Origin of the sequence: Mucilaginibacter ginkgonis, from assembly GCF_009754905.2 — a bacterium.
GTDB lineage: Bacteria > Bacteroidota > Bacteroidia > Sphingobacteriales > Sphingobacteriaceae > Mucilaginibacter > Mucilaginibacter ginkgonis.
This window is the reverse complement of sequence record NZ_CP066775.1, coordinates 157750-180156: the sequence shown is the minus strand read 5'-3', so window position 1 is coordinate 180156 and position 22407 is coordinate 157750. Positions and strand designations below refer to the sequence as shown.

The 22407-nt window shown below is 44.2% G+C and carries 14 protein-coding genes; 4 read left to right on the top strand and 10 right to left on the bottom strand.

The features are described from left to right. Positions 1 to 372: 372 nt before the first annotated feature. Positions 373 to 1347, top strand: coding sequence for a zinc dependent phospholipase C family protein (locus GO620_RS00810; protein ID WP_198173486.1), 975 nt, complete (start codon positions 373 to 375; stop codon positions 1345 to 1347). Here GO620_RS00810 and GO620_RS00805 read toward each other — a convergent pair. The 9 genes from GO620_RS00805 to GO620_RS00765 all read right to left on the bottom strand — a co-directional run bounded on the left by GO620_RS00805 (position 1344) and on the right by GO620_RS00765 (position 15253). Next, positions 1344 to 1991 carry a VTT domain-containing protein gene (locus tag GO620_RS00805; protein WP_200230489.1) on the bottom strand — a complete coding sequence of 216 codons (648 nt, stop codon included), beginning with the start codon at positions 1989 to 1991 and terminating at the stop codon, positions 1344 to 1346. The genes GO620_RS00810 and GO620_RS00805 overlap by 4 nt on opposite strands. Before the next feature lie 40 nt (positions 1992 to 2031). Continuing rightward, positions 2032 to 2730 carry a DUF4397 domain-containing protein gene (locus GO620_RS00800; protein WP_198173487.1) on the bottom strand — a complete coding sequence of 233 codons (699 nt, stop codon included), beginning with the start codon at positions 2728 to 2730 and terminating at the stop codon, positions 2032 to 2034. A 34-nt stretch (positions 2731 to 2764) separates the two neighbouring features. After that, complete coding sequence (locus GO620_RS00795; protein WP_157523274.1) at positions 2765 to 3427, bottom strand: DUF4397 domain-containing protein; 663 nt, start codon at positions 3425 to 3427, stop codon at positions 2765 to 2767. Positions 3428 to 3534: 107 nt separating this feature from the next. Continuing rightward, complete coding sequence (gene dnaN, locus GO620_RS00790) at positions 3535 to 4659, bottom strand: DNA polymerase III subunit beta (RefSeq protein ID WP_157523275.1); 1125 nt, start codon at positions 4657 to 4659, stop codon at positions 3535 to 3537. 36 nt (positions 4660 to 4695) lie between these two features. Continuing rightward, positions 4696 to 7092 (bottom strand): gliding motility-associated ABC transporter substrate-binding protein GldG, encoded by a 2397-nt coding sequence (gene gldG / locus GO620_RS00785; RefSeq protein WP_157523276.1) that lies wholly within the window; start codon positions 7090 to 7092, stop codon positions 4696 to 4698. Between the two features lie 350 nt (positions 7093 to 7442). Then, entirely contained in the window at positions 7443 to 9980 is a 2538-nt protein-coding gene (locus GO620_RS00780) for an ATP-dependent Clp protease ATP-binding subunit (RefSeq protein WP_157523277.1), read from the bottom strand. A gap of 1043 nt (positions 9981 to 11023) precedes the next feature. After that, a complete protein-coding gene (locus GO620_RS00775; RefSeq protein ID WP_157523278.1) occupies positions 11024 to 11998 on the bottom strand; it encodes an acetyl-CoA carboxylase carboxyltransferase subunit alpha in 975 nt (324 codons plus the stop codon). Positions 11999 to 12093: 95 nt separating this feature from the next. Beyond that, positions 12094 to 12543 carry a hypothetical protein gene (locus tag GO620_RS00770; protein ID WP_157523279.1) on the bottom strand — a complete coding sequence of 150 codons (450 nt, stop codon included), beginning with the start codon at positions 12541 to 12543 and terminating at the stop codon, positions 12094 to 12096. A 1-nt stretch (position 12544) separates the two neighbouring features. Beyond that, on the bottom strand, positions 12545 to 15253 hold the full coding sequence (locus GO620_RS00765; protein ID WP_157523280.1) for a carboxypeptidase-like regulatory domain-containing protein: 2709 nt from the start codon (positions 15251 to 15253) through the stop codon (positions 12545 to 12547). 429 nt (positions 15254 to 15682) lie between these two features. On the opposite strand from GO620_RS00765, the gene GO620_RS00760 reads away from it, so the two are divergent. Beyond that, positions 15683 to 17908 carry an ATP-binding protein gene (locus GO620_RS00760; RefSeq protein ID WP_244139441.1) on the top strand — a complete coding sequence of 742 codons (2226 nt, stop codon included), beginning with the start codon at positions 15683 to 15685 and terminating at the stop codon, positions 17906 to 17908. 2 nt (positions 17909 to 17910) lie between these two features. Here GO620_RS00760 and GO620_RS00755 read toward each other — a convergent pair whose 3' ends face one another. Continuing rightward, positions 17911 to 19449, bottom strand: coding sequence for an MFS transporter (locus GO620_RS00755; protein ID WP_157523282.1), 1539 nt, complete (start codon positions 19447 to 19449; stop codon positions 17911 to 17913). 147 nt (positions 19450 to 19596) lie between these two features. On the opposite strand from GO620_RS00755, the gene GO620_RS00750 reads away from it, so the two are divergent. Next, entirely contained in the window at positions 19597 to 21222 is a 1626-nt protein-coding gene (locus tag GO620_RS00750) for a Na+/H+ antiporter (protein WP_157523283.1), read from the top strand. A 127-nt stretch (positions 21223 to 21349) separates the two neighbouring features. Continuing rightward, a complete protein-coding gene (locus tag GO620_RS00745; RefSeq protein ID WP_157523284.1) occupies positions 21350 to 22006 on the top strand; it encodes a hypothetical protein in 657 nt (218 codons plus the stop codon). The last annotated feature ends 401 nt before the right edge of the window (positions 22007 to 22407 follow it).

The window sequence follows — 22407 nt, the reverse complement described above, 5'->3', positions numbered from 1 at the left end:
TCAGTATTATAGTCTCGAAGGTGAGTTCTAAAATAAATTAAGAATTCCCCTCTTGAGAGGGGATAGGGGTGTGTTATTTTAATTTTGGGCGCTGCCGCGTTACGGCCCGCGCTTTCCGCTCATACTCCCGCGGCTTCGCCGCAGGCGGTAACCGCTGCAATCGCTAACGCAAACTAACAAAAATATCAGCGCTGCATTTACATAACCGAAAAAATGCCACCTCAGTCTGTGCGGTAGCCACGGCAACTGAAACTTGCTCAAACACTTGTAGCACAGGGTGCAGCGGCGGGTTCTTCTGGTTATTTTTCTTGATGGTCAAGAAAAGTAACATTAACAGCATGGTCTTAGAAAACAAAGTATAGCTTTGATTTAGTGAAACCCGTTATCCGCCTTGTTCTCGCATTAATCACGCTTACCCTTTTTACGTCATGGGGCTTCTTTGCGCATTACAAGATCAACCATTTAGCAGTATTTACTTTACCAAAAGGCATGGCAGGGTTTTATCGGGCCAACATTGCTTATTTAACAGAACATGCCGTTAGTGCCGACAAGCGCCGGTACGTTGACAGCACAGAAGCGCCGCGCCATTTTCTTGATGCCGATTTTTATGGCAAAACACCCTTCAGAACTATTCCGCATAAATGGGCGGATGTAACGGCAAAGTATAGCAAAGATACCGTGATCAAATACGGCACCGTGCCGTGGACTATACAATATCAGTACTACAAATTGGTGCGGGCATTTAAGGCCCATGACACATCGCGCATATTGCATACGTCTGCCGATTTAGGCCATTATGTTGCCGACGCTTCTGTGCCGTTACACACTACCATGAATTACGACGGCCAGCTAACTAATCAGAAAGGGTTACATGCGCTTTGGGAGAGCCGCCTGCCCGAGCAGTTCTACAGCCGTTATCGCTTGTATGCCGGCAAGGCGCGTTACATAGACAATCCGCTTTCGCAGGCTTTTATCATCTGCCGCAGTTCATTCAAGTGCGTGGATTCTGTTGTCTTGCTAGAGAAGCAACTTAACAAAACTTTCCCGGCAAATAAAAAATATGCGCAAATGCAACGCGGCGAGCGCAAGGTTACCGATTACTCTCCCGAATATTGTGCGGCATACAACAAACTAATGCATGGAATGGTTGAGCGCCGAATGCGCAGTGCAATATTATCCGTTGGCAGCTTTTGGTACTCGGCATGGGTAGATGCTGGTCAGCCTAATTTGGATAAGTTGATAGATAAGCACCCAACCAAAGTGGAGCATTTTAAGACTGATAGTGAAGAGGTGGCTTTTAGGTCTCACACCGCCCCTCTCCGAAGAGGAGACAAGCGAAATAACTAAGCGTTTTTCTCCTTACGCGCGTTTATCAATCCAATAACTACCGGCACTAATGAGATCAGTACAATTGCAATCGTAACGATCGAGAAATGCTGCTTAAAGAATGGCAGGTTACCGAACATAAAGCCTGCAAACAGGAATAGAATTATCCATGCTGTACCACCAATAATATTGTAAAGGGTATAGCGCGCAAAGGGCATTTTGCCCACGCCCGCCACAAAAGGTGCTACTGTACGTATGATAGGGATAAACCTGCTCAGGATAACCGCTAACGAACCATGCTTCGCGAAAAAGGCTTCTGTTTTATGGTAGTACTCCAGTTTCAGGATCTTATTTCCGGGTTTGAAGACGGCCATCCCCAAATACTGCCCGATAAAGTAGTTGACCGTATTGCCCAATATGGCGGCGAAAACCAAGATCAAAGTGAGTAAATAGATATTCAGGCCTGTATCGCCTGCCGCTATCAACGCGCCCGCGGCAAATAGCAGCGAATCGCCTGGAAGGAATGGTGTCACTACAAAACCCGTTTCGGCAAAAATAATGAAGAACAAGATAAGGTAGGTACCGCTCCTGTACTCGCTTATGACAGGGCTAAGGTGCTTATCAATATGGAGTACAAAATCTATGATGCTTTTTACAACTTCCACAGGCTAAATTTTACGCAAAGCTAAAAATATTCGGTAAACCCTATCTATGGATAAGCGTGTCTAAGGCAAATGCAGAGGTATCTGTACGGCCGACTAATCCATGCGCGTATATAGAATAAATGCGGCTATCCTGAACAGTAAACGGATTAATCTCTTTCAGAATATTGGTCTGGTCGCCTTTTAAATAGACCCTGATATCGTAATTGCCCGCGGGTAAGGCAACAAAGTTAGAAGCGCTGAGATAATTAACCCCGTTAGGGACTAGCTTAGTGCCGTTGGCATAAATATCCAGGCTAACAGACCTTGGTGAGGCATTTACAAACCGCACCTTGCCTTGTCCTATAGCGGGAGTGCTTGTTGTGTCTACCAGAAAGATGGTACGGATGGTGCTATCAGCCCGTAAGCCCGTTACCAGGAACGTGAACTTGGCATTGCTGGTAGTGAGGTTTACGTCGTCCTCTGCAACGGTGGATTGTGTACCACCTGCCGACCGTATTTGTAGCGGAACGCCAATATTTAGCAGATAAAAATATTGGGAAGGTGTTGGGTATCTGTATGGTGTAAGAAAATTATTTACCGGCTGATTATTGATATACAAATTAACCGGCAAAAGATCGGGGCTGAGGTTTGCTATGCGTAAGCGCGTGCTGCTAATAGCAGATGTGGTGGTTGTATCAGTGGTCTTCTTGCAACTTGTAAAAGCAGGAATTACCAGGAAGGCCGCAAATAAAAGCGCCATTATATTGAAAATATATTTACCTGTTCTGCCCATTCTATTTCCCAAACAAACCGATTGTAATTATGGGCTTACCCGTAGCGACAGACGTAGCTTTAACATATACAGTATATAGCGAACCTGTGGTTAACGCCACAGTTTTGGTCGCTGCCGGGATGGTTGTCCCTGTATAATAAACTTTCAACGATGTAGTGCCCGCGGCAACATCTGCATAGCCGCCTAACTTTTGGAATGCAAACCCGCGTGCGGTGAAGACATCATTAATAGAGAGATCCAGGCTGCCCGCACCATCAGCGGTGTTTACAAATCTAACCCTTGCACCGATAGTGCTGGATTTCAATGTATCACGGGTAATAAACGCTTTATCGGCAGATTCTCCGCACACGAACACGGTTTGGTAAGTGGTGTCCTTTAAGGCCAGTGTTTTGCTAAATAACATTACGGGCGATCCATTTCTGCGGAAGTCGAAATTATTGGTGCCACTAGCGACATTCAGATAGTTGGTATTTCCTAATGGGAAGATGGTTGTGGTGTTATTTTGGCGGGTGCCATTTAAAAAAATATTTATGGTATCCTGCGTGCTGTTGATCACATTCAGATAGCTGGGGAGACCTGTCGCCGGTACCACATCATAAGACGGCTTGCACGAACTAAATCCTGCAATAATTGCTATCAGAAAAAACAGATGCCTTACCTTCATTTACACAACCGCCTGTAATATAACAGGCGCAAATATCTTTTATTGTCTGCAAACAAAAAAGTCCGGCTTTTGAATTGGCCGGACCTTCTTATATTTTATCGCTTGGTTTACGCATAGCTGTTAAGCATTACCGGCATAACCAGCATGAGCACGTCTTCGTTTTCATCACCGCCAACAGGCAATAACAAGCCTGCACGGTTAGGGGTCGACATTTCGAGGTTAACTTCTTCGCAAGCAAGGTTACGCAACATCTCTATAAGGAAACGCGCGTTGAAACCAATTTCCAGATCGTCACCCTCATACTGGCATGCCAAACGCTCGTGCGCTTCATTAGCAAAATCGATATCTTCTGATGATATATTTAGCTCGCTGCCGGTGATCTTTAACCTTACCTGGTGCGTTGTTTTGTTGGCATATATTGCTACACGGCTTAGAGAGCCTAAGAACGCCAGACGGTCAATTGTCAGTTTGTTGGTGTTATTCTGCGGGATAACAGCTTCATAATCCGGGTAACGCTCGTCTATTAAACGGCAAACCAGATTGATGTTGCCGAATTTGAAGAACGCGCTTGTGTTGTTATATTCAATAGCAACGTTCACATCGTCAGACGGCAGAGAAGACTTCAACAAATTCAATGCTTTTTTAGGCAGGATGAAAGAGGTGGTTGCATCGGCCTTGGCGTCCTTACGGCGGTAACGCACCAATTTATGCGCGTCTGTTGCCACGAATGTAAAAGAAGAAGTAGTGAGCTGGGCGTATACACCTGTCATCGCCGGGCGCAATTCGTCATTACTAACCGCGAAAATGGTTTTATTGATTGCTTCTGCCAATACAGATGCCGGTAAATTAACCGACGATGCATTTTCAACCACGGGAATCTTAGGGAAATCGTCGCCGTTCTCGCCACTCAGTTTGTATTTACCATCGCCGGCGTTAATCTCAACCGCGAATGTTTTTTCATCCACAGAGAACGCTATAGGCTGCTCCGGCAATGATTTTAGCGTATCTAACAATATGCGCGATGGTATAGCGATGCGGCCGTTTTCTTTAGCTTCAACAGAAAGCGAAGTGGTCATGCTGGTCTGCAGATCTGTTGCAGATATAGTGAGCACACCGTCTTTTATTTCAAATAAAAAGTTTTCGAGTATGGGTAAAACCGTACTGTTGCTCAATGCGCCGCTTACCGACTGCAATTGCTTTAGTAAAGTTGAGGTCGAAACAATAAATCTCATTTCCTTAGGGAATTAGTTCTATCAAAAGTAAAAAAATTAATGGGCATACGTTCGCCGCCTTATATAATGTTGAAAAATAGCAAATATCAACACTAAGGCAACCGGGACTATGTTATTAACTAATTGCCACCACAACTTTTCGCTCCTTACGCGAGCTTTATCCAATACCCTAAGTTTTACCTCTTTGTTACGCAAGGCAATCAGGCGCGTATCGCCGGTAAGGTAGTCTACCATGTTCAACAGCAGCGTTTTGTTGCCCGATGTTTGCTGTGTATAATGGTCAAAACCGAGTGGGTAAGCCGAGCCATCAGCAGCCACCTGGTTCTTGAAAATATCACCATCGCTGATGACGATCATCTTTGCGGGTTTGCTCTTGGAAAGCACCTCTCCTGCATCTTTTACGCTGTCGGGCATAGGTCGGTTTTTAAAATCCGACTTAAAGCTACCCTCCAGTAAAACAGCAACCATTTTAGGCTTGTTTTGAAATGCTTTCACGTCGGGCTGCTGCGCCACAGCGTCCAGTGATATGGTATGCGGCGCGCCAATTTTGTTATTGTATGGCGATGTAGTAAGCAGCACCGTCTTTTTAATGCCTTTAACGTCAAGCGTATCAATGGTGCTGATAAATTGTGTGCTGATGCCGTCCACATTTTTGACAATAGGATTTTGCGACGTTGGCATCAATAGCGGATTAAACAACCAGGGTACCATTTGTATTTGCGCCTGCCCGCCGCTGCTTCCGGTTGCAATGGGTATCTGCGAGCTGTTCAAGTCGGCTATCAGATCATAATTGATACGTACACCATAAGTGAATAGCTGATCGTCGAGGTTCAGTTGTTTTGGGAAAGCCAGCTGCGTACCGCCATGGCGGCGCATGCTGTCCAGCTCGGCGCTTACCTGGTCTATGCTCCAGATGATGTTACCGCCATGCATCAGGTACTGGTCTATTTTAAATTTCTCAGCTTCAGTAAATGGCTTGTCTGGCTTGGCTATCACCAAAAGTTTCAGCTTTAACAGATCCTTTAGTGCAATTTTACTTAGGTCTACCCTGCCAACATAGAAGTTTGCAGACAAGGCGTCGATGGCGCCCTTAAGCTGGTTATTATCCAGTTCGTGGTGGCCTTCTGTTATGCCCAACTGCGGCCTTCCGCCGGTCGTCGCTTTCTTTATCGCCGATGCAAAAGCGTATTCAAGGTTTTGTATCGAATTATTCAATACCTCATCATCACTAAGACCAATCCGGCGCTGCAGTAAATTGACGGGTATCTCATTTTCGCCTGATGAAACGACCGCCGCCGGGACGATCAGTTTTTGTATCAGCCCGTCATCTGTTTTCACTGACAGGTTGGTTGGCTCTATACCCGCTCCCACCATGTTTTTTATAACGGTATCCTGCCCGGCCTGGTCCAACCCTTTTAACGGATCGACAAACCTGAACAGCAATCGGCGATGACTATAGGCCTGCAAATCGTTTAGCATGTCGCGTGTGGCGCCTTGCAAGCGCTTGAACCCTGCAGGCAGGTTATCGCCTTGCAGGTAAACGGTAACTTTCACAGGTTCGCGCAAGCTGTCAACCATATTGCGACTCACTGCAGAGAGTGTGAAGCGTTTATCGGCAGTAAAGTCCACACGGGTAAAAAGTGTGAAAGTTAAAATGACAGCCGCAACTGTTATGCCTGCAAAAATGCCGGTGTCGCGCTTAAATGCTTTGCGCTGCATTTGTTGCTTTAATGCAAGCAGTGCCAGCAATAAAAAAAACGATGTGAGCGCTACAAAATAAAACAGGTCGCGGGTATCTAAAACACCGCGGCTAACGGACGCGTAATGCGAATTGATGCCCAGGTCAGCGATAGACGTATCCTGTAGTGAAAGCAGTCCGCTTAGCGAATCAAAACCACTGAAAAAAAAGAAGCATAAAAAAACGGCCACAGTAAACGCGATGATCTGGTTTTTAGTGATGGCTGATGCAAAAAGGCCTACCGCCACAAATGCCGCCCCTAAAAGAAACAAGCCTATGTAAGACCCGGCTACTTCGCCACCATCAATATTCCATTGCGGATTGCCCAGCACGCCAACCGAATAATAATAAACCAAGGTAGGCAGCAATGCAAATAGCACCAATAATACGCAGGCTAAAAATTTGCCTGTAATAATTTGGCTAAACGTAATGGGCCGGGTAGCAAGTAATTCAAATGTTCCTTCCTTACGCTCCTCAGCCAGCGACCTCATGGTAATGGCCGGCACTAAAAACATAAACAAGTATGGAGCGGTGCTAAACAGGCTGTCGAGCGTTGCGTACCCATAGGCCAGGATGCTGGTATCGGGGAAAACCCAAAGGAACAAGCCCAGCACAATAAGGAAAATCCCAATGGTAACGTATGCTACCAGCGAGCTTAAATATAAAACGATCTCTTTTTTTAATATGCTGAACATTTGACCAAATTATTCATTAAACCGTCATTGCGAGAAGTCCCGATTGCAATCGGCCGACGGGGCAATCCCTACTTACAGACTCGATCAACTAATCGGGGATTGCTTCGCGTTGCTCGCAATGACGCGCTTACTATTTTTTCCTCTACACGCCCTTATTGGTGTTGTTACCAACAAGTTTAGGTAGCTGTTGGTGACAACACCAACAGCGGCACAAAAGTTATACACCTGAAAACTACGAGATTGCTTCGTACCTCGCAATGACAAATTTGTTGCCTGCTTATTATTACTCATAAAAAAAGCCTCCCTGCATTAACTGCCGGGAGGCTTTGCTATTGTATAACAACAAAAAATTATTGCTGCTCTTCTTCTTGCTTTGGCGTGCCTTTGTCGGCACCTTTGGCGGTGATCACTATGCCATCTGCATCTTTATCAAAATCTATCAGCATGGTATCGCCTTCACCAAGTTCGCCTTTAAGTATCTCTTCGGCAATCGGGTCTTCCAGGTATTTCTGGATAGCACGTTTTAGCGGGCGGGCTCCAAATTGCGAATCGTAACCTTTATCGGCGATCACCTCTTTAGCGTTCAAAGTAAGCTCGATTTTGTAGCCTAAACCGTTGATACGGTCAAATAAGCCAGCCAGTTCAATATCGATGATCTGGAAGATGTCTTCTTTGCTCAATGAATTGAACACGATTACATCATCAACGCGGTTCAAGAACTCCGGCGCAAAGGCTCGCTTCAAAGCATTCTCTATCACACCTCTCGAGTGCGCGTCTGCCTGGTTAGTTTTAGCAGTTGTGCTGAAACCAACACCTTGACCAAAGTCTTTCAACTGGCGTGCGCCAATGTTAGACGTCATGATGATAATGGTGTTCCTAAAGTCGACCTTACGGCCCAGTGAGTCGGTTAGCTGGCCTTCATCCAATACCTGTAACAGGATGTTAAACACATCAGGGTGTGCTTTTTCTATCTCGTCCAGCAACACTACTGCGTAAGGCTTGCGGCGTACTTTTTCTGTTAATTGTCCGCCTTCTTCATAACCTACATAGCCCGGAGGCGCACCTACCAAGCGCGACACGGCGAATTTTTCCATGTACTCGCTCATGTCTATCTGTATCAGCGCGTCCTCGGTATCAAACATAAAGCGGGCAAGTTCTTTTGCCAGTTCTGTTTTACCAACACCGGTAGGGCCTAAGAAAATGAATGAACCTATCGGCTTCTTCGGGTCTTTCAACCCGGCACGAGTACGCTGAATGGCTTTGGTTAATTTCTTAACCGCGTCATCCTGACCGATGATCTTACCTTTAATGCTCTCTGTCATCTGCAGCAATTTCTGGCTATCGCCCTGGCCAACTTTCTGTACCGGTATACCGGTCATCATCGCTACAACTTCGGCAACGTTTTCTTCTGTAACGGTATAGCGTTTAGATTTTGTTTCGGCCTCCCAAACGCCTTTGGCCTGCTCCAACTCTTCTAACAAATGCTTTTCGGTATCACGCAGTTTAGCCGCTTCTTCATATTTCTGGCTGCGTACAACGCGGTTCTTTTCAACCTTAATTTGCTCTATCTTTTGCTCAATATCCAAAATGTTTTGCGGCACGTGGATATTGGTCAGGTGAACGCGTGAGCCAGATTCGTCCAAAGCGTCTATAGCTTTATCAGGTAAAAACCTGTCGGTAATATAGCGCGCGGTTAAAGCAACACAAGCTTTAATGGCCTCGTCAGTATAAGTTACGCCATGGTGCTCTTCGTACTTGTCTTTAATGCGGGTCAAAATCTCAATGGTTTCATCGGGCGAAGCCGGCTCAACCATTACCTTCTGGAAACGGCGGTCCAAAGCACCATCTTTCTCAATGTACTGACGGTACTCATCAAGCGTTGTAGCGCCAATGCATTGTATCTCGCCACGTGCCAAAGCAGGTTTAAACATGTTTGATGCATCAAGTGAGCCCGAAGCACCGCCCGCGCCTACAATGGTGTGTATCTCATCAATGAAAAGGATCACGTCCGGCGATTTTTCCAGTTCATTCATCACGGCTTTCATACGCTCTTCAAACTGGCCTCGGTATTTGGTACCTGCCACAAGGGAAGCCAGATCAAGCGTTACCACACGTTTGTTAAATAATACGCGCGACACCTTTCGCTGAACAATACGCAATGCTAAACCCTCTGCAATGGCAGATTTACCCACACCAGGCTCACCTATTAAAATAGGGTTATTCTTTTTACGGCGCGACAGGATCTGCGATACGCGCTCTATCTCTTTTTCACGGCCAACTATCGGGTCGAGTTTACCATCTTCGGCAGCGCGGGTTAAATCGCGGCCAAAGTTGTCAAGAACGGGCGTTTTAGATTTAATGTCCGACACCTTTTTTGGCTGGCTGAACGATTCTTCATCTTTAAAATCGTCGTCGCCACCTGTAGATGAACCCGGCATCTCGTCTGTAACGTTGTTTTTGTGCGATTCCACTTCATTTTTAAATATCTCGTAATTAACGTGGAACTGTGTCAATAACTGAGAGGCAATATTATCCTCGTCACGGAGGATAGACAGTAACAAATGCTCTGTACCTATCACGTCGCTCTTAAATATCTTTGCTTCCAGGTAAGTGATCTTTAATACTTTCTCTGCTTGTTTAGTCAGCGGGATATTACCCACATTCATGTTTGTGCCTGTTGTGCCTTTAACAGCATCTTCAACAGCACGGCGCAAACGGGTAGTATCAACGTTAAGCCCCCTAAGCAGCTTAATAGCCATACCATCGCCATCGCGTATAAGCCCCAGCAGCAGATGCTCGGTACCTATATAATCGTGGCCAAGTCTAAGCGCTTCTTCCCTGCTGTAGGTGATAACGTCTTTAACACGCGGCGAAAATTTTGCTTCCATAAAAACCTTTCGAATAAATTTTAAACGGCCCTGAAACTTATATGCTCGCAGGACCTGACACTAGCATTGACAACAATATTGCCAAGTTTACGCCGGCTCCCGGTTATGCTTTTTGTGCGGTGGCAATCTATCAATTATTGCAATAAAACGATAATTTATTTGACGGATTGCCCGCAAATTCAATTTACTAACTCTTTATTAGAGTGCGTGGCAGCGCAAATAGTTTATCAACTGCCACAAATAAAATTTCTAATAGGTTGTTAAGGCAATTTCGGCATTCGGCCTGACATTAAGGCACGAAAGTTATAGACATTTAAACAAGGAGATAAATGAGGGAATGATAGAATGAGTGAGTGATAGAATGAATGAATTAGTGAGTGATAGAATGAATGAATAAAAATGAGAGATTCAGCGATTTATAATTTAGACGATAATACTGAATAAGGTTCCGAAATTAAGGTAGGGTTGTCTTCCTATTAGGTTGGGTAGTTTAAGCCACATCCACGCTTACGATAGCATTGATTTGAGATTCACTTTCGGCTCCCTCTCCTTCGGAGAGGGTTGGGGAGAGGTAAATACAGTTTGAACACAACTTGTTGGTGACAACACCAACAAGGGCGCTAACGCGCAAGCTTTCCGGCTGCCTATGCTCAGGAGAAATTCTCATAGTTGTCTGATAGGTACGGCTGTTTCAGTGGCACCAGTTTGTCATCGAAAAACTGGCAAAAACAGTGTCATACTGACAAAGTAGTGCTTGCAGGTAAACGCTGTAACACGTTGAAAATTAGCAAAAAGCATTATCGTGTCAGATACTTAAAAGTATGAAACACTTTTGAAACACTGTTTCAGGCGAAACAGTGAAACACCTCGCCAATAAAAAAGGGAATAAGCCGCCGGCTACTCCTTTGTATTTTAATTAGTGTTGCTAATAAAGAACACACCCCTACCCCTCTCAAGAGGGGAATTAAACCCTCCTAATTTAAACGAGGAAGTCAATTAAATTTTCACATGTGCACATTTTACTCATCAGCACATCTGCGCATCTACTCCGCAGGAGCAACATCTTCATCATAAACTACGCCCATAGACGTAAATTTGTCTACGCGCTCGTTCACCAGTTCGTCGATGTTTCTTTCCTGTAGGGATTTCAAATCTTTAAGCAATTGCTTTTTCAAGGTCGCCGCCATCGCTATAGCGTCCTGGTGTGCGCCGCCAAGTGGTTCTTTGATTATACCGTCTATCAATTTGTTTTTCAGCATCTCGCCCGATGTAAGTTTCAACACCTCGGCAGCTTTTTCTTTGTAGTCCCAGCTGCGCCATAAAATAGATGAGCATGACTCCGGAGAAATTACAGAATACCAGGTATGCTCCAGCATATAAACTTTGTCACCAATGCCAATACCTATCGCACCGCCTGACGCACCTTCGCCAATCACCACGCAAATGACAGGCACTTTAAGCACAGACATCTCCAGCAAGTTACGGGCTATGGCCTCCCCTTGCCCGCGTTCTTCCGCTTCCAGTCCGGGGAATGCGCCCGGGGTATCTATCAGCGTAATGATAGGCTTATTAAATTTTTCGGCCATTTTCATCAGGCGTAAAGCCTTGCGGTAACCCTCGGGGTTGGCCATACCGAAATTGCGGTATTGTCTTTCCTTTGTGTTGCGGCCTTTTTGGTGGCCTATAAACATGGCGGTGTGGCCACCAATTGAACCAAAGCCACCAATAATGGCCTTGTCGTCGCCTACTGTGCGGTCGCCGTGCAATTCAATAAAATCATCGCACATCAGCTCCAGGTATTGCAATGTGTAAGGGCGCTCTGCATGGCGCGATATCTGCACCTTTTGCCAGCCGGTAAGGTTGGCGTACACTTGCTTTTTGGTGGTCTCAAACTTATCTTCCAGCTCTGCCAGGGTAGCACCCATCGGAACTTTTGTTTTGTCTTCAACCTGTTTTATTTTTTCTATCTGCTGCTGCAGTTCTGCCAGCGGCTTCTCGAAATCGAAACTAATTTTCATAAGCGGTAAGTCTTTTACTGATCGGCTATCTCAACACAAATAAAGATGCCAACCGCAGACGGGCTGCTAAATTACATAAATTTAAACTGCAATAATCAATTATGGTTTTGCAGACTTTTTAGCTTAGTTAGCTGTGCCGGTGTTAGCAATTTATGCGTTTGATGACAAGCCAGAAGCACAGCGCCGCGATATTCGCCCTCGTAAAGCCCATAACGGTTGGTGTAGAAGATGATAACACCTTCATTTACCTTACCGGTGCGAAATAAGCTATCCAGCATCTTTTCGTTACGTGCCGCGGAGATACCCGTCTCACGCTCTTTCAAATCAAGCGTGCTTTGAACACTTTTAAGCTTATTTAATTGCTCTGCAGACAAGCCTAATTCTTTGCCAAGTTTCAATACCTCACCGGGTAAAGGGTAATCGTGCTTTAATGCAATATCGGCTTGCTTAACGCGATGCTTATAAATACTGCTGTCTTGCGCTAATGCAGATAAGCCAAACATCAGCACCAACGATAACATCGGCACCACCCTATTAAACCGCATACTATTTAACGGTAAATTTATAAACCGTTCTGCCCAAATTGCCGTCTTTGTCTATACCTTCAATTACCGCTTTGTATGTACCGCGCCCGTCTGAAGTATAAAAACTAAACGCCGCATTGCCTAGCTTATCTGACAGTACATTCGGGTTCCAGAATATGGTGCTGCGTAAATCGCTGTTTTGCACGGCACGTGTCACCTCATATTTAGGCGAGTAAAACTGTCTTGTTTTTACATAACCTTTAGGCGTAAATGAAACCACATTAGGCTCGGGCAGCATACGCTTCAATTCATCAAGGCTAATTTTAGTACCCTTTGGCTGTTCTTTCAAGTTGATTACTACGACGCCGTGGGTGTCGGTCATCTTGTTAATACCCGTAAAACCATCGCTGCTAAAAGACTCTATAGACTCGATGCTTTTAGGGTCAAGCGTCGACAGATAGCTAACATCAACCTGTAAACCACGCGCGTAAAACTGTATCGGCTTGGTATTACCCAAGTTATAGTCCCTGGCAAAGTAAAAATTATTATCGCGATACATGATCCCCATTAACATAGAGGGTAAACAAGCCAGTAAATTATTACAACCCTTAAGCTGCTCACCATCCAGCACGTGATCCGGCATGTTAGAGAGGCCACTTAACGCGGGATATGTTGTATGATCTATTTTCTTTTTTGTAGATGCCTTGATCACAACTTCTTTAAGTACCCGGTTGGTTTGATATTGCCTTTCGCTGTTTTTTACGTAAACATTCAGCACGCTATCAATATTGGGCATCTCATCGGCAAAATTCTGTTGTTTGGTGACTGCCGGATAGAAGTCGGCATTCATGGTCAATTTAAGATTATGGGCATCAACGTTATTACGTGCGTTAATAGTCACACTTGAAGAATCTGTAAATACTACATTTCTAAAAATAAAATTGCCATCTGCATCGGTTATCGTTTCAGCAGAAATCCCTTTATCCGGAATGATTAGCCGCACGTTTCCTTTAAACACAGGCATGCCATTAAATTTTCTAAGCGTGCCTGTAAGATTAATACCCTGTTCGGCCAACATCCTAATCGGCGGTATTTTGTTATCTACAATGTCGAAGAATGTAAACTGCCTGAAGCCTTGGGTTAGCATCAAAACGTCAAGGTCATCTGCCTTTTTAGCGCTCGGCGTACCAAAGTAGTAATTGGGTTGTTCTACGTAACCGGATATATCGCTGGTGAGCAACAGATAGCTGGCAATGGTGGTAGCCTGGTTATCGTTGTAGGCTACTTTGCTTTCGTCAACTACCGAGACAGACATATTTGCTTCGGCAGGTTTGTCACCAAATTTGGTAGCCGCCTTCATCAAAACTTTTTGTCTTGTTAAATAAGAAGGTTTGTCTGTGCTTAAAGATATGTTCAGTGGGTCGTTATGATCTATATAAACTAAACGCTCGCTTAAAGGATCACCCGCGGTAGACAATAACGTTAACTGTAGTACCCCTGTTTTAAATTTGCTTTTTGGGATTGTAGCGCTGTAAGTTTGACTGTTAAGGAAAGCCTGCGCTGCAAACATTACATACCCGCCGGTCTTGGCGATGATATAATATGCCTGGTTCTTATGCTTCTCGAAATAGGTTTGGCTGGCGTTAAGTTGTAATATTAATGATGTAGCATTACTATTGTTTACAGCCAGCGTTATACCGCTATTGGTTACCCTTGGCAACTGATAAGTGCCTTTTGTACCGTCAGGAAATTCTATTTTCGCTTTGTAAATAGCGTTTACTGCCGGGGCGAAAGTAAACTTGCCCATACCTAAATGCTGCGACGAAAATGTACCAACCTGCTGATTCTTATCATCAACTATAGTACCTTTCACATCCAAGCCCAAACCGTTGGTTTGCAGCGCCTTAAAGGCGACAATGTTTGGTATATCTGCAACCAGCGTTCCGCCTTCGGGGAAGAATTGTACGTCTGTTCCGTTAAAAGCATTTTTGAGGGTAAATGCAGACGTTTTGATCTGCTTATCTGCAGTTTCTAAACCGGTGATAAGCGTGCCAGCTGTAATATCTTCTGCCTTGGTGCCGGCTAACTCTATTGTCAAATAACCTGCACCATCTGTAACGCCTTTTCCTTTGGTGATCTGGTCGCCGTTCCTGTCTAAACGCCAGTCTACCCGGCGGTTGGCAAGCAGCGTGCCATCGGGGTTTTTATATAAAATGCGTGCGTTAAGCTTCGAGTTCTTGTCTGCAATATTACCGCTGTAGGAAGCACTTGCAAGTATTCCTTTATTTGCAGACCCTCCGATAGTTACAACTTTATCAAACAAATAAGAAGGCGGAAAATTAAGTTGCCATAGCGTGTAAGCTTTGAAATGGTAGTTACCCTGGCGATAAGTTAACCCGTTAAGTACCACGCTGCCTGCGGCAGTACCGCCGGTAACCGGAAGTTTAACGGTTTCGATCAATGAGTCGCGGTCACTTATCACGTCTACGTTTACCACCTTACTTAACTCAGATAATTGATGAGCTTCCATAGTAAGGTAAGCTTTAAACCATATCGTGTCGCCTACGGCATAATAAGGTTTATCGAAGTGCAGGTATACTTTTTCAACAGGGTGACTATTGTTCACTTTAACCGCTGACTCAACGAGTGAAGTCAGGCTTACACTATCGCTTTGCGCGTAAACAGTAGCGGTAAAAAGACAGAAAAAGAGCAGGTAAAAATATTTTTTCAATGTTTGGGGTAAAAACGTTTAACGGCTAAAAATGCGAAAACATTGTTACACCTTCATTTTATTTAACATTTTTTGACAGCGTCTATCACTTTCGCCCGCAAAAAAAATTTATATTTTTTTTGCCATTATAGCGATTTAAAATGTGCTGCGCGGTAAAAGTCTTAAACAATAAGATAATTATTGATAAGAATGTACGGACTTAACATTTAGTTGATAACAAATAAAGAATTTAGGAGTTGTAATAAGGCAAATCTTTAACATAAGATTTGGGCTTTTAGTTGATGTAATTTACACAGTTACAGTGCGTTTTGGGGTGAGAGCCAAAACGCATTTTTATTTTATCAGAGGGTTGCTTTTTCTTACTTTTCAAATGACCCTAAAAGTTTTTCTTATTGGGTTATAATTTTACTTTTGAGGATGTTTAATACTATGGTTAACCTCAGCAATTGCGATACAGAACCTATACACATCCCCGGTCAGGTACAATCGCATGGCTTCTTATTAGTTATAGACCACCAGAACATCATTAGGTTTCATAGCGATAATGCGGTTACTTATCTTACAGATCACACCATAAGGTTATTAGGGCAGCATATCAGCGATGTTGAGTCATACCTTTTAGCAAATGAGCCCGCCGATTTTATAGCATCAATTATTGCCTTAGGCAGAAACAAAGGTTTTGAACACAGCAACCCTTATGCTGTAACGGTTAAAGGATCATCGTTTAATTTGATTATAGCACCATCAGACGAATTTTATCTCCTGGAGTTTGAGCCCGCTATATCGGACTTGAACATTGATATACAACGCGTTATAGGCCGCTCAGTATCAGAAATTTTGGCTGATAAAAACTTGCAGCGCCTATTAGACAACGCGGCTCAGCAAGTAAGAAACATTATCGAGTACGACAGGGTAATGATCTATCGCTTTGCAGAAGACGGCCACGGCGAGGTAATTGCAGAAGCACGTAACGAAGATCTTGAATCATGGCTGGGCCTGCATTACCCGGCATCTGATATCCCCCAGCAGGCACGTGAGTTGTATAAAAAGAACCTCACAAGAATTATAGCTAACGTACATACCACACCGTCGAGGATAAGCGCTGCTCCGGGATACGATAAAAAACCGCTTGATCTTACCAACTCGGGTATCAGGGCGGTATCTCCTATCCATATCCAATATCTTAAAAATATGGGTGTGGCATCAAGCTTTAGCATATCGCTGATGTATAAAAAAGATCTTTGGGGACTGATTGCCTGCCACAACTATACGCCGCGGTTTATTGACTACAGGTCGCGCGATTCGTCTAAATTGATTGGGCAAATATTGTCGTCTGCGTTAGAATTCCGCCAGGATGAAGAAAATCAGCAAGTAAAACAGTTACTAAAAACAGCAGTAGATCAATTATCTAATGACCTGCTGCGGAAACCAACTATCGGCGAAGCATTAACAAGCGACCAAATCAATTTACTTAACGTTGTTGACGCTGCGGGTGCCGTGCTTACCTACGATAAAGAGGTACACACACTTGGCAACGTGCCGCAACAGCATGACCTGCAAAACTTAATAAATTGGATTAAAACCCATGTGGATGGCAGTTTTTTTCATACAAGCGAATTATCAAAGCATTATCCAGGTGCCGAAAAGATCGCCTCTGTAGCAAGTGGTATAATGGTGGCAGTATTGTCGCGCGAATTGAGTGAATACATCATTTGGTTTAAACCAGAACAAACCCACACCATTACGTGGGCCGGGAATCCCGAAAAGAACATTGAGGTAGATGAACAAGGTATGACCCATATTTCACCACGGCATTCATTTGCAAGCTGGTCGCAAGAAATATCAGGCAAGTCTAAAGACTGGAACCCCGAAGAAGTATTAGCCGCTACACGCTTGCGCGAAGAAATATTTTACGCGATCAACCAAAAAGCTAATTCTATCCGTGAGTTAAATGAAAAGTTAAGACAGGCTTATGACGAACTCGACACCTTTAGCTTTACCATATCGCACGACTTAAAAAACCCGCTTTCTACCATAAAGAGCTACTCGCAAATATTGCTGCGCAACATAGAGCTGGAGCCGAAGGGTAAACAAATTGTGGAGCGCATACAAGCCGGTGCTGACAAGATGAATGTTATGATCAACGAGGTGCTGGAATATTCGCGCCTTGGCCGGGCGGCGTTTAAAGGCGGACGAGTTGAAACCGAGCCTATCATCAGCGAATTGATCAAAGACTTGCTGGTTGCCTATAATGTGCCCGATATGGAGGTTAATGTGGGAAACACTCCTGACATTTATGGAGACCCGGTGATGATCTCGCAAGTGTTTGCCAACCTGATAGGTAACGCGGTAAAGTATTCCTTGCCTGCCGAAAAACCGACTGTTAGCATCGAAGGTCGTGAAAACGAAGGTAAAGTTATCTATAGCGTTAAAGACAACGGCATAGGTATAGATAATCAGTTCTTGTCCAACGTTTTCGACTTATTTAACCGGATGGATAATGCCCGGAATATCGAAGGCTCGGGCGTTGGTCTGGCTATTGTGAAACGTATAGTTGACAAGCATGACGGCCGGATTTGGGTAGAAAGTGAACTTGACAAGGGATCAACGTTCTTCGTGGAGTTTGATGCCGCAAACTCGGGTGAAGAAAGATAAGCCTACAATTTTTTCTTTTCGTTGCGAATAAATATGGCGGCTGATAAAGCGGCAAGGAAGGTCAACCCCGCACTGATACGCATTACATTGCTGTAGGCATGAATAAAGCTTTGGTGAAATGCTTTTTCAACCCTCGGCTTTTCATTCTCGTTAACACCGGCAGGTATTTTAGCATTTCCTAAGTTTACCCCTGCGTTTATAATTTCTTGCTGCTGAGGCTGCGATAGCTTTAGACCCGATATTTCTTTTTGCAGTGCGCCCGTAAAAAACACCACGGCCAAGGCACCAAAAACAGCATTGGCAAACACGTTGGCAATGCGCGTCATGGCGTTGTTAACGCCTGACGCTGTGCCCGAGTAATTATCCGCGACTGACGTCATCACCGCTGTGGTTAAAGGTGCAACGGTAAATGACATACCTAAACCAAATACAATTACCCCCGGAAGAAACGTCGTCCAGTAGTCCGACGGCCCGGCAGTTTGTTTTACAAAAGATAGGATAAGAAGCCCCAAACCTGCGGCAGCCGGCCCGCAAATTAATAGCAGCCTGGGTCCATGCTTGTCTGCAAGCCCGCCGGCAAAACGGGCAATGCTGATCATCATAATGGTAAACGGCAAAAAAGTTAATCCCGATTGCAACTGCGTATAACCTTGCACCTGTACCAGGTTTAGCGATAAAAACAACATACCCGCGCCAAGGCCCGCGTAGAGAAACAGCGTTAGTAAATTTGCTCCGCTAAATGTCGGGTTTGCGAATAGTGACATGGGCATCATTGGGTGATGGCCTCTCAATTCGATAACGATAAAGGCAGCTAAAAACGCCATCCCCATGACTAGCGAGCTAAGCGATTGCCAGTGATACACTCCTAAAGCCGGTATGCGCAAAAAGCCGAATGTAAGTAATGCCAAACCCAGGCAAATGGTAACCGCGCCCCAAATATCTATGGTCTTGTCAGTGTCTTTACTTGGCACCTCTTTGACACGTGTAAGCAAAACGGCCAGCGCGGCAATGCCAATGGGCACGTTAATGAAGAATATGTAACGCCAAAGGCCCGCGTCTGCCAGGGCACCGCCCAAAATGGGTCCGCCCATAGTAACCAATGTTGTTACTGCAGACCAGGTACCAATTGCCTTGCCACGCTCCTTTGGGTCAATAGATGACGAAATCAATGCTAAACTACCGGGAATCATAAATGCCCCTCCAAGCCCTTGTATCAGCCTGAAAGCAATAAGCAGTAAAATACTTGTTGAGATGCCGCAAAGTGCAGAGCCAAGAATAAAAATGACAATGCCTGCAATGAACATTTTCTTGCGGCCCAGCTTATCGCCCAACGACCCGCCGATCAGGATAAGCGAGGCCAACATCAGCAGGTATGCATTTAGAATCCAAAACAGATCGGCACCGGTTGCATTCAGATTTTTTTGCAGAGCGGGCAATACTACGTTTAAGGCTGTGCCATCAATAAACGCCATTGACGATGCAAGAATGGCCGATGCCATAACCCACTTTCCATCAGCGCTTTTAAGTGATACGGTTGCCATATCAGCAAATATAGCTTTGCAACAGGCACTTACATAATTGTGTTTATAATAGTCCTAAACTTCAACTGCGACATTTCTATATACCACGGTTTATGATTAATTTTCCTAAAATCATTTACTTACCAACAGACTTTTAAGCCGCGCCGTATGCACCATACCAGCTTGCAAACCATGGTCATCCTATATTTAGGACTGATATTTACTGTAGCTATACTGGTTGTCATCGCTCAAAAAATTAAGATCGCCTATCCCGTTTTTCTAGTCATAGCCGGATTGGCGCTAAGTTTTATACCTGCTGTTCCAAAAATCCACATTGACCCCGAACTGGTGTTCGTGATCATACTGCCGCCGATCCTTTTTGATGCATCGCATCAAATTTCTTTAAAAGGACTATGGAAATGGCGAAGGGTAATATCTGTTATGGCATTTGGGTTTGTGTTATTTACCGCGACGTTGGTTGCATTCATTAGTCATTGGCTCATACCCGGCTTCCCGCTCGCCGAAGGTTTTATGCTTGGTGCTATAATTTCACCACCCGATGCGGCTGCTGCCATGTCTGTGCTTAGTTATACCAAACTGCCAAAAACAACCAAGACAATTTTAGAGGGCGAAAGCCTGCTAAACGATGCCACCAGTTTAACGCTGTTCCGCTTTGCGCTGATAGCGGCTACCAGTACTGGCTTTGTATGGCACCAGGCTGTAACCGGTTTCGCTTTTGTCGTAATATCCGGAATCGGCATCGGCCTTGCCTTTGGAATGCTCTATTATGTGATCTACAAATGGCTGCCTACCAATGCCAATCTTGATGTCGCATTCTCGCTTACGCTACCATACCTCATTTATATTACTGCAGAGTCGGTTCATTCGTCAGGTGTGTTGGCGGTAGTAACCGGCGGGCTGCTTACCGCCTACCAGATACACTTTGTTTTCTCGCACCAAAGCAGGCTTAAGTCGGCCGCCTTATGGTCGTCCATTGTATTTATTTTCAATGCGATAATTTTCTTTCTTATTGGCTTACAATTGCCCGAGATAGCAAAGGCAATCAAAACAATGGACGTGGTCACTGCTACAGAATATGCGTTGATCATTACGTTCGCAGTGATAGTAATAAGGCTGCTATCAAGTGTATTTTCGGGCTGGTTTACCGCATTTATAAGTAAGTACATAACCGTAGCCTATGATAAACCGGGTTGGCGCGGACCATTTGTGGTAGGCTGGGCAGGCATGCGGGGGGTAGTGTCACTGGCGTCTGCGTCGGCAATTCCGTTGTTGCTACCGGGCGGACAGACATTTCCTTTCCGCAACCTCATTTTGTTTATCACCTTTGTAGTTATCTTGATCACTCTTGTCGGCCAGGGGCTTACTTTGCCATGGATTGTAAAAATTGTAAGACCGGGGGAGATGATGATGCCGGGAGCCAAACCTGACAATCAGCAATTGTTTGAGATGGAACTCGAGTTGTATACAAACGCGCTTGATGAGTTAGAGACTAAACATACTAAAGATACCGAAGGCAACAAGCTGCTGCAGCACCGTAAAGAATTTATAAAAAACAAGTTGGAGCTGTTAACCCGCGCAGCCGGCAATGAAGAGTTTAGGGACAAAGCAGTGGAGAAATTAGCGCATTACCGCAAAGTGATGATAAACATAACCGAGCGTGAACGCCGGAAACTGCATGAGTACCGCCGCAAAGACGGTTATGATGACGACATTATCCATTACATAGAAAGAAGGCTTGATCTGGAAGAAGAGCAGTTGGAGGGCGAGGAATAATAATTATAAATGTAATTCTGAGTCATTGCAGTGTGATGCACAATAAACCAAGATGTTTTGAAAGATAATTATTGTAAGTGATTTGTATATTGCTACGCAACCGATTCATAAACTTTAATAACAATCAATGAAAATCATCCTATTTCTTTTCGCCGTATCAGTTCTAGTTATAAATAACAAAGTAGCTTCTGCTCAAGTAATGCGCGACGGCAATAACAAAACAATACTAACAAAAGACGCCGATGTTGAAGGCAGCAGATATTTAAATGATAAATGGGCACTGGGAAGCGTTTCGACTGCTAACGGGAAGAAACTCGAAAACGTTTATCTTAAATATGATGTGTATGAGAATAAGCTAATATTTAAAACAGAAAACAGTGATGATGAACAAACTTTTGCCGACCTGGTAAAATCTTTTACTTTCAAAGGCCCTCCGGTTAGAAACTTTTCTAATGATTTTCCTGCCGTTGCAGGTCAAAAATCGAATGTTTATTACGAAGTCTTAAGTACCGGTAAGAAAAGTCTGCTTAAAAGTTACGGTAAGGAATTATCAGAAATTAAAACTTACGGAAGTTCTGAGACTGTAAAAAAATTTGAAGAAAGTGAGTCTTATTATGTTTTTGCAGATGGTAAAATGTTACCAGTAAAAAAGAACAAGGCATCGATGCTGGCAACCCTGTCCGACAAGTCTGATAAGATTGACCAGTTTTTAAAGGCGGTTAACCTCAATTTTAAAAATGATGACGACCTTAAAAAGTTCTTCGATTTTTATAACGGATTATAGGTCATTAATACTCGTTTCATGACACGGCAAAAGCGCCGGTGTTATGGAGTTCTAGTCGAACTTTCATATCCTCTGTTTGCCCAACATAAAACTTGTTTGCAAAATGGGGAATAAAGAATGTAAACAAAATATGTCATAATGAAAAAGCCCCGCATAAAATGCGGGGCTTTCGCTCCTGAGGCTGGGCTCGAACCAGCGACCCTCTGATTAACAGTCAGAAACAATAGCTATCGCATACTAATTGTTAACTGTTATTGCATTGATTTATAGCTAATTATAAAATTTACACTTTTCGTTATTTATCGATATTTGTTGTTTTTTATATCAAAAGTATGCACAAAGTATGCACATAAAATTGACTATTTATTGGGATTTCAATATCATAACCAGTATTTTTGAAT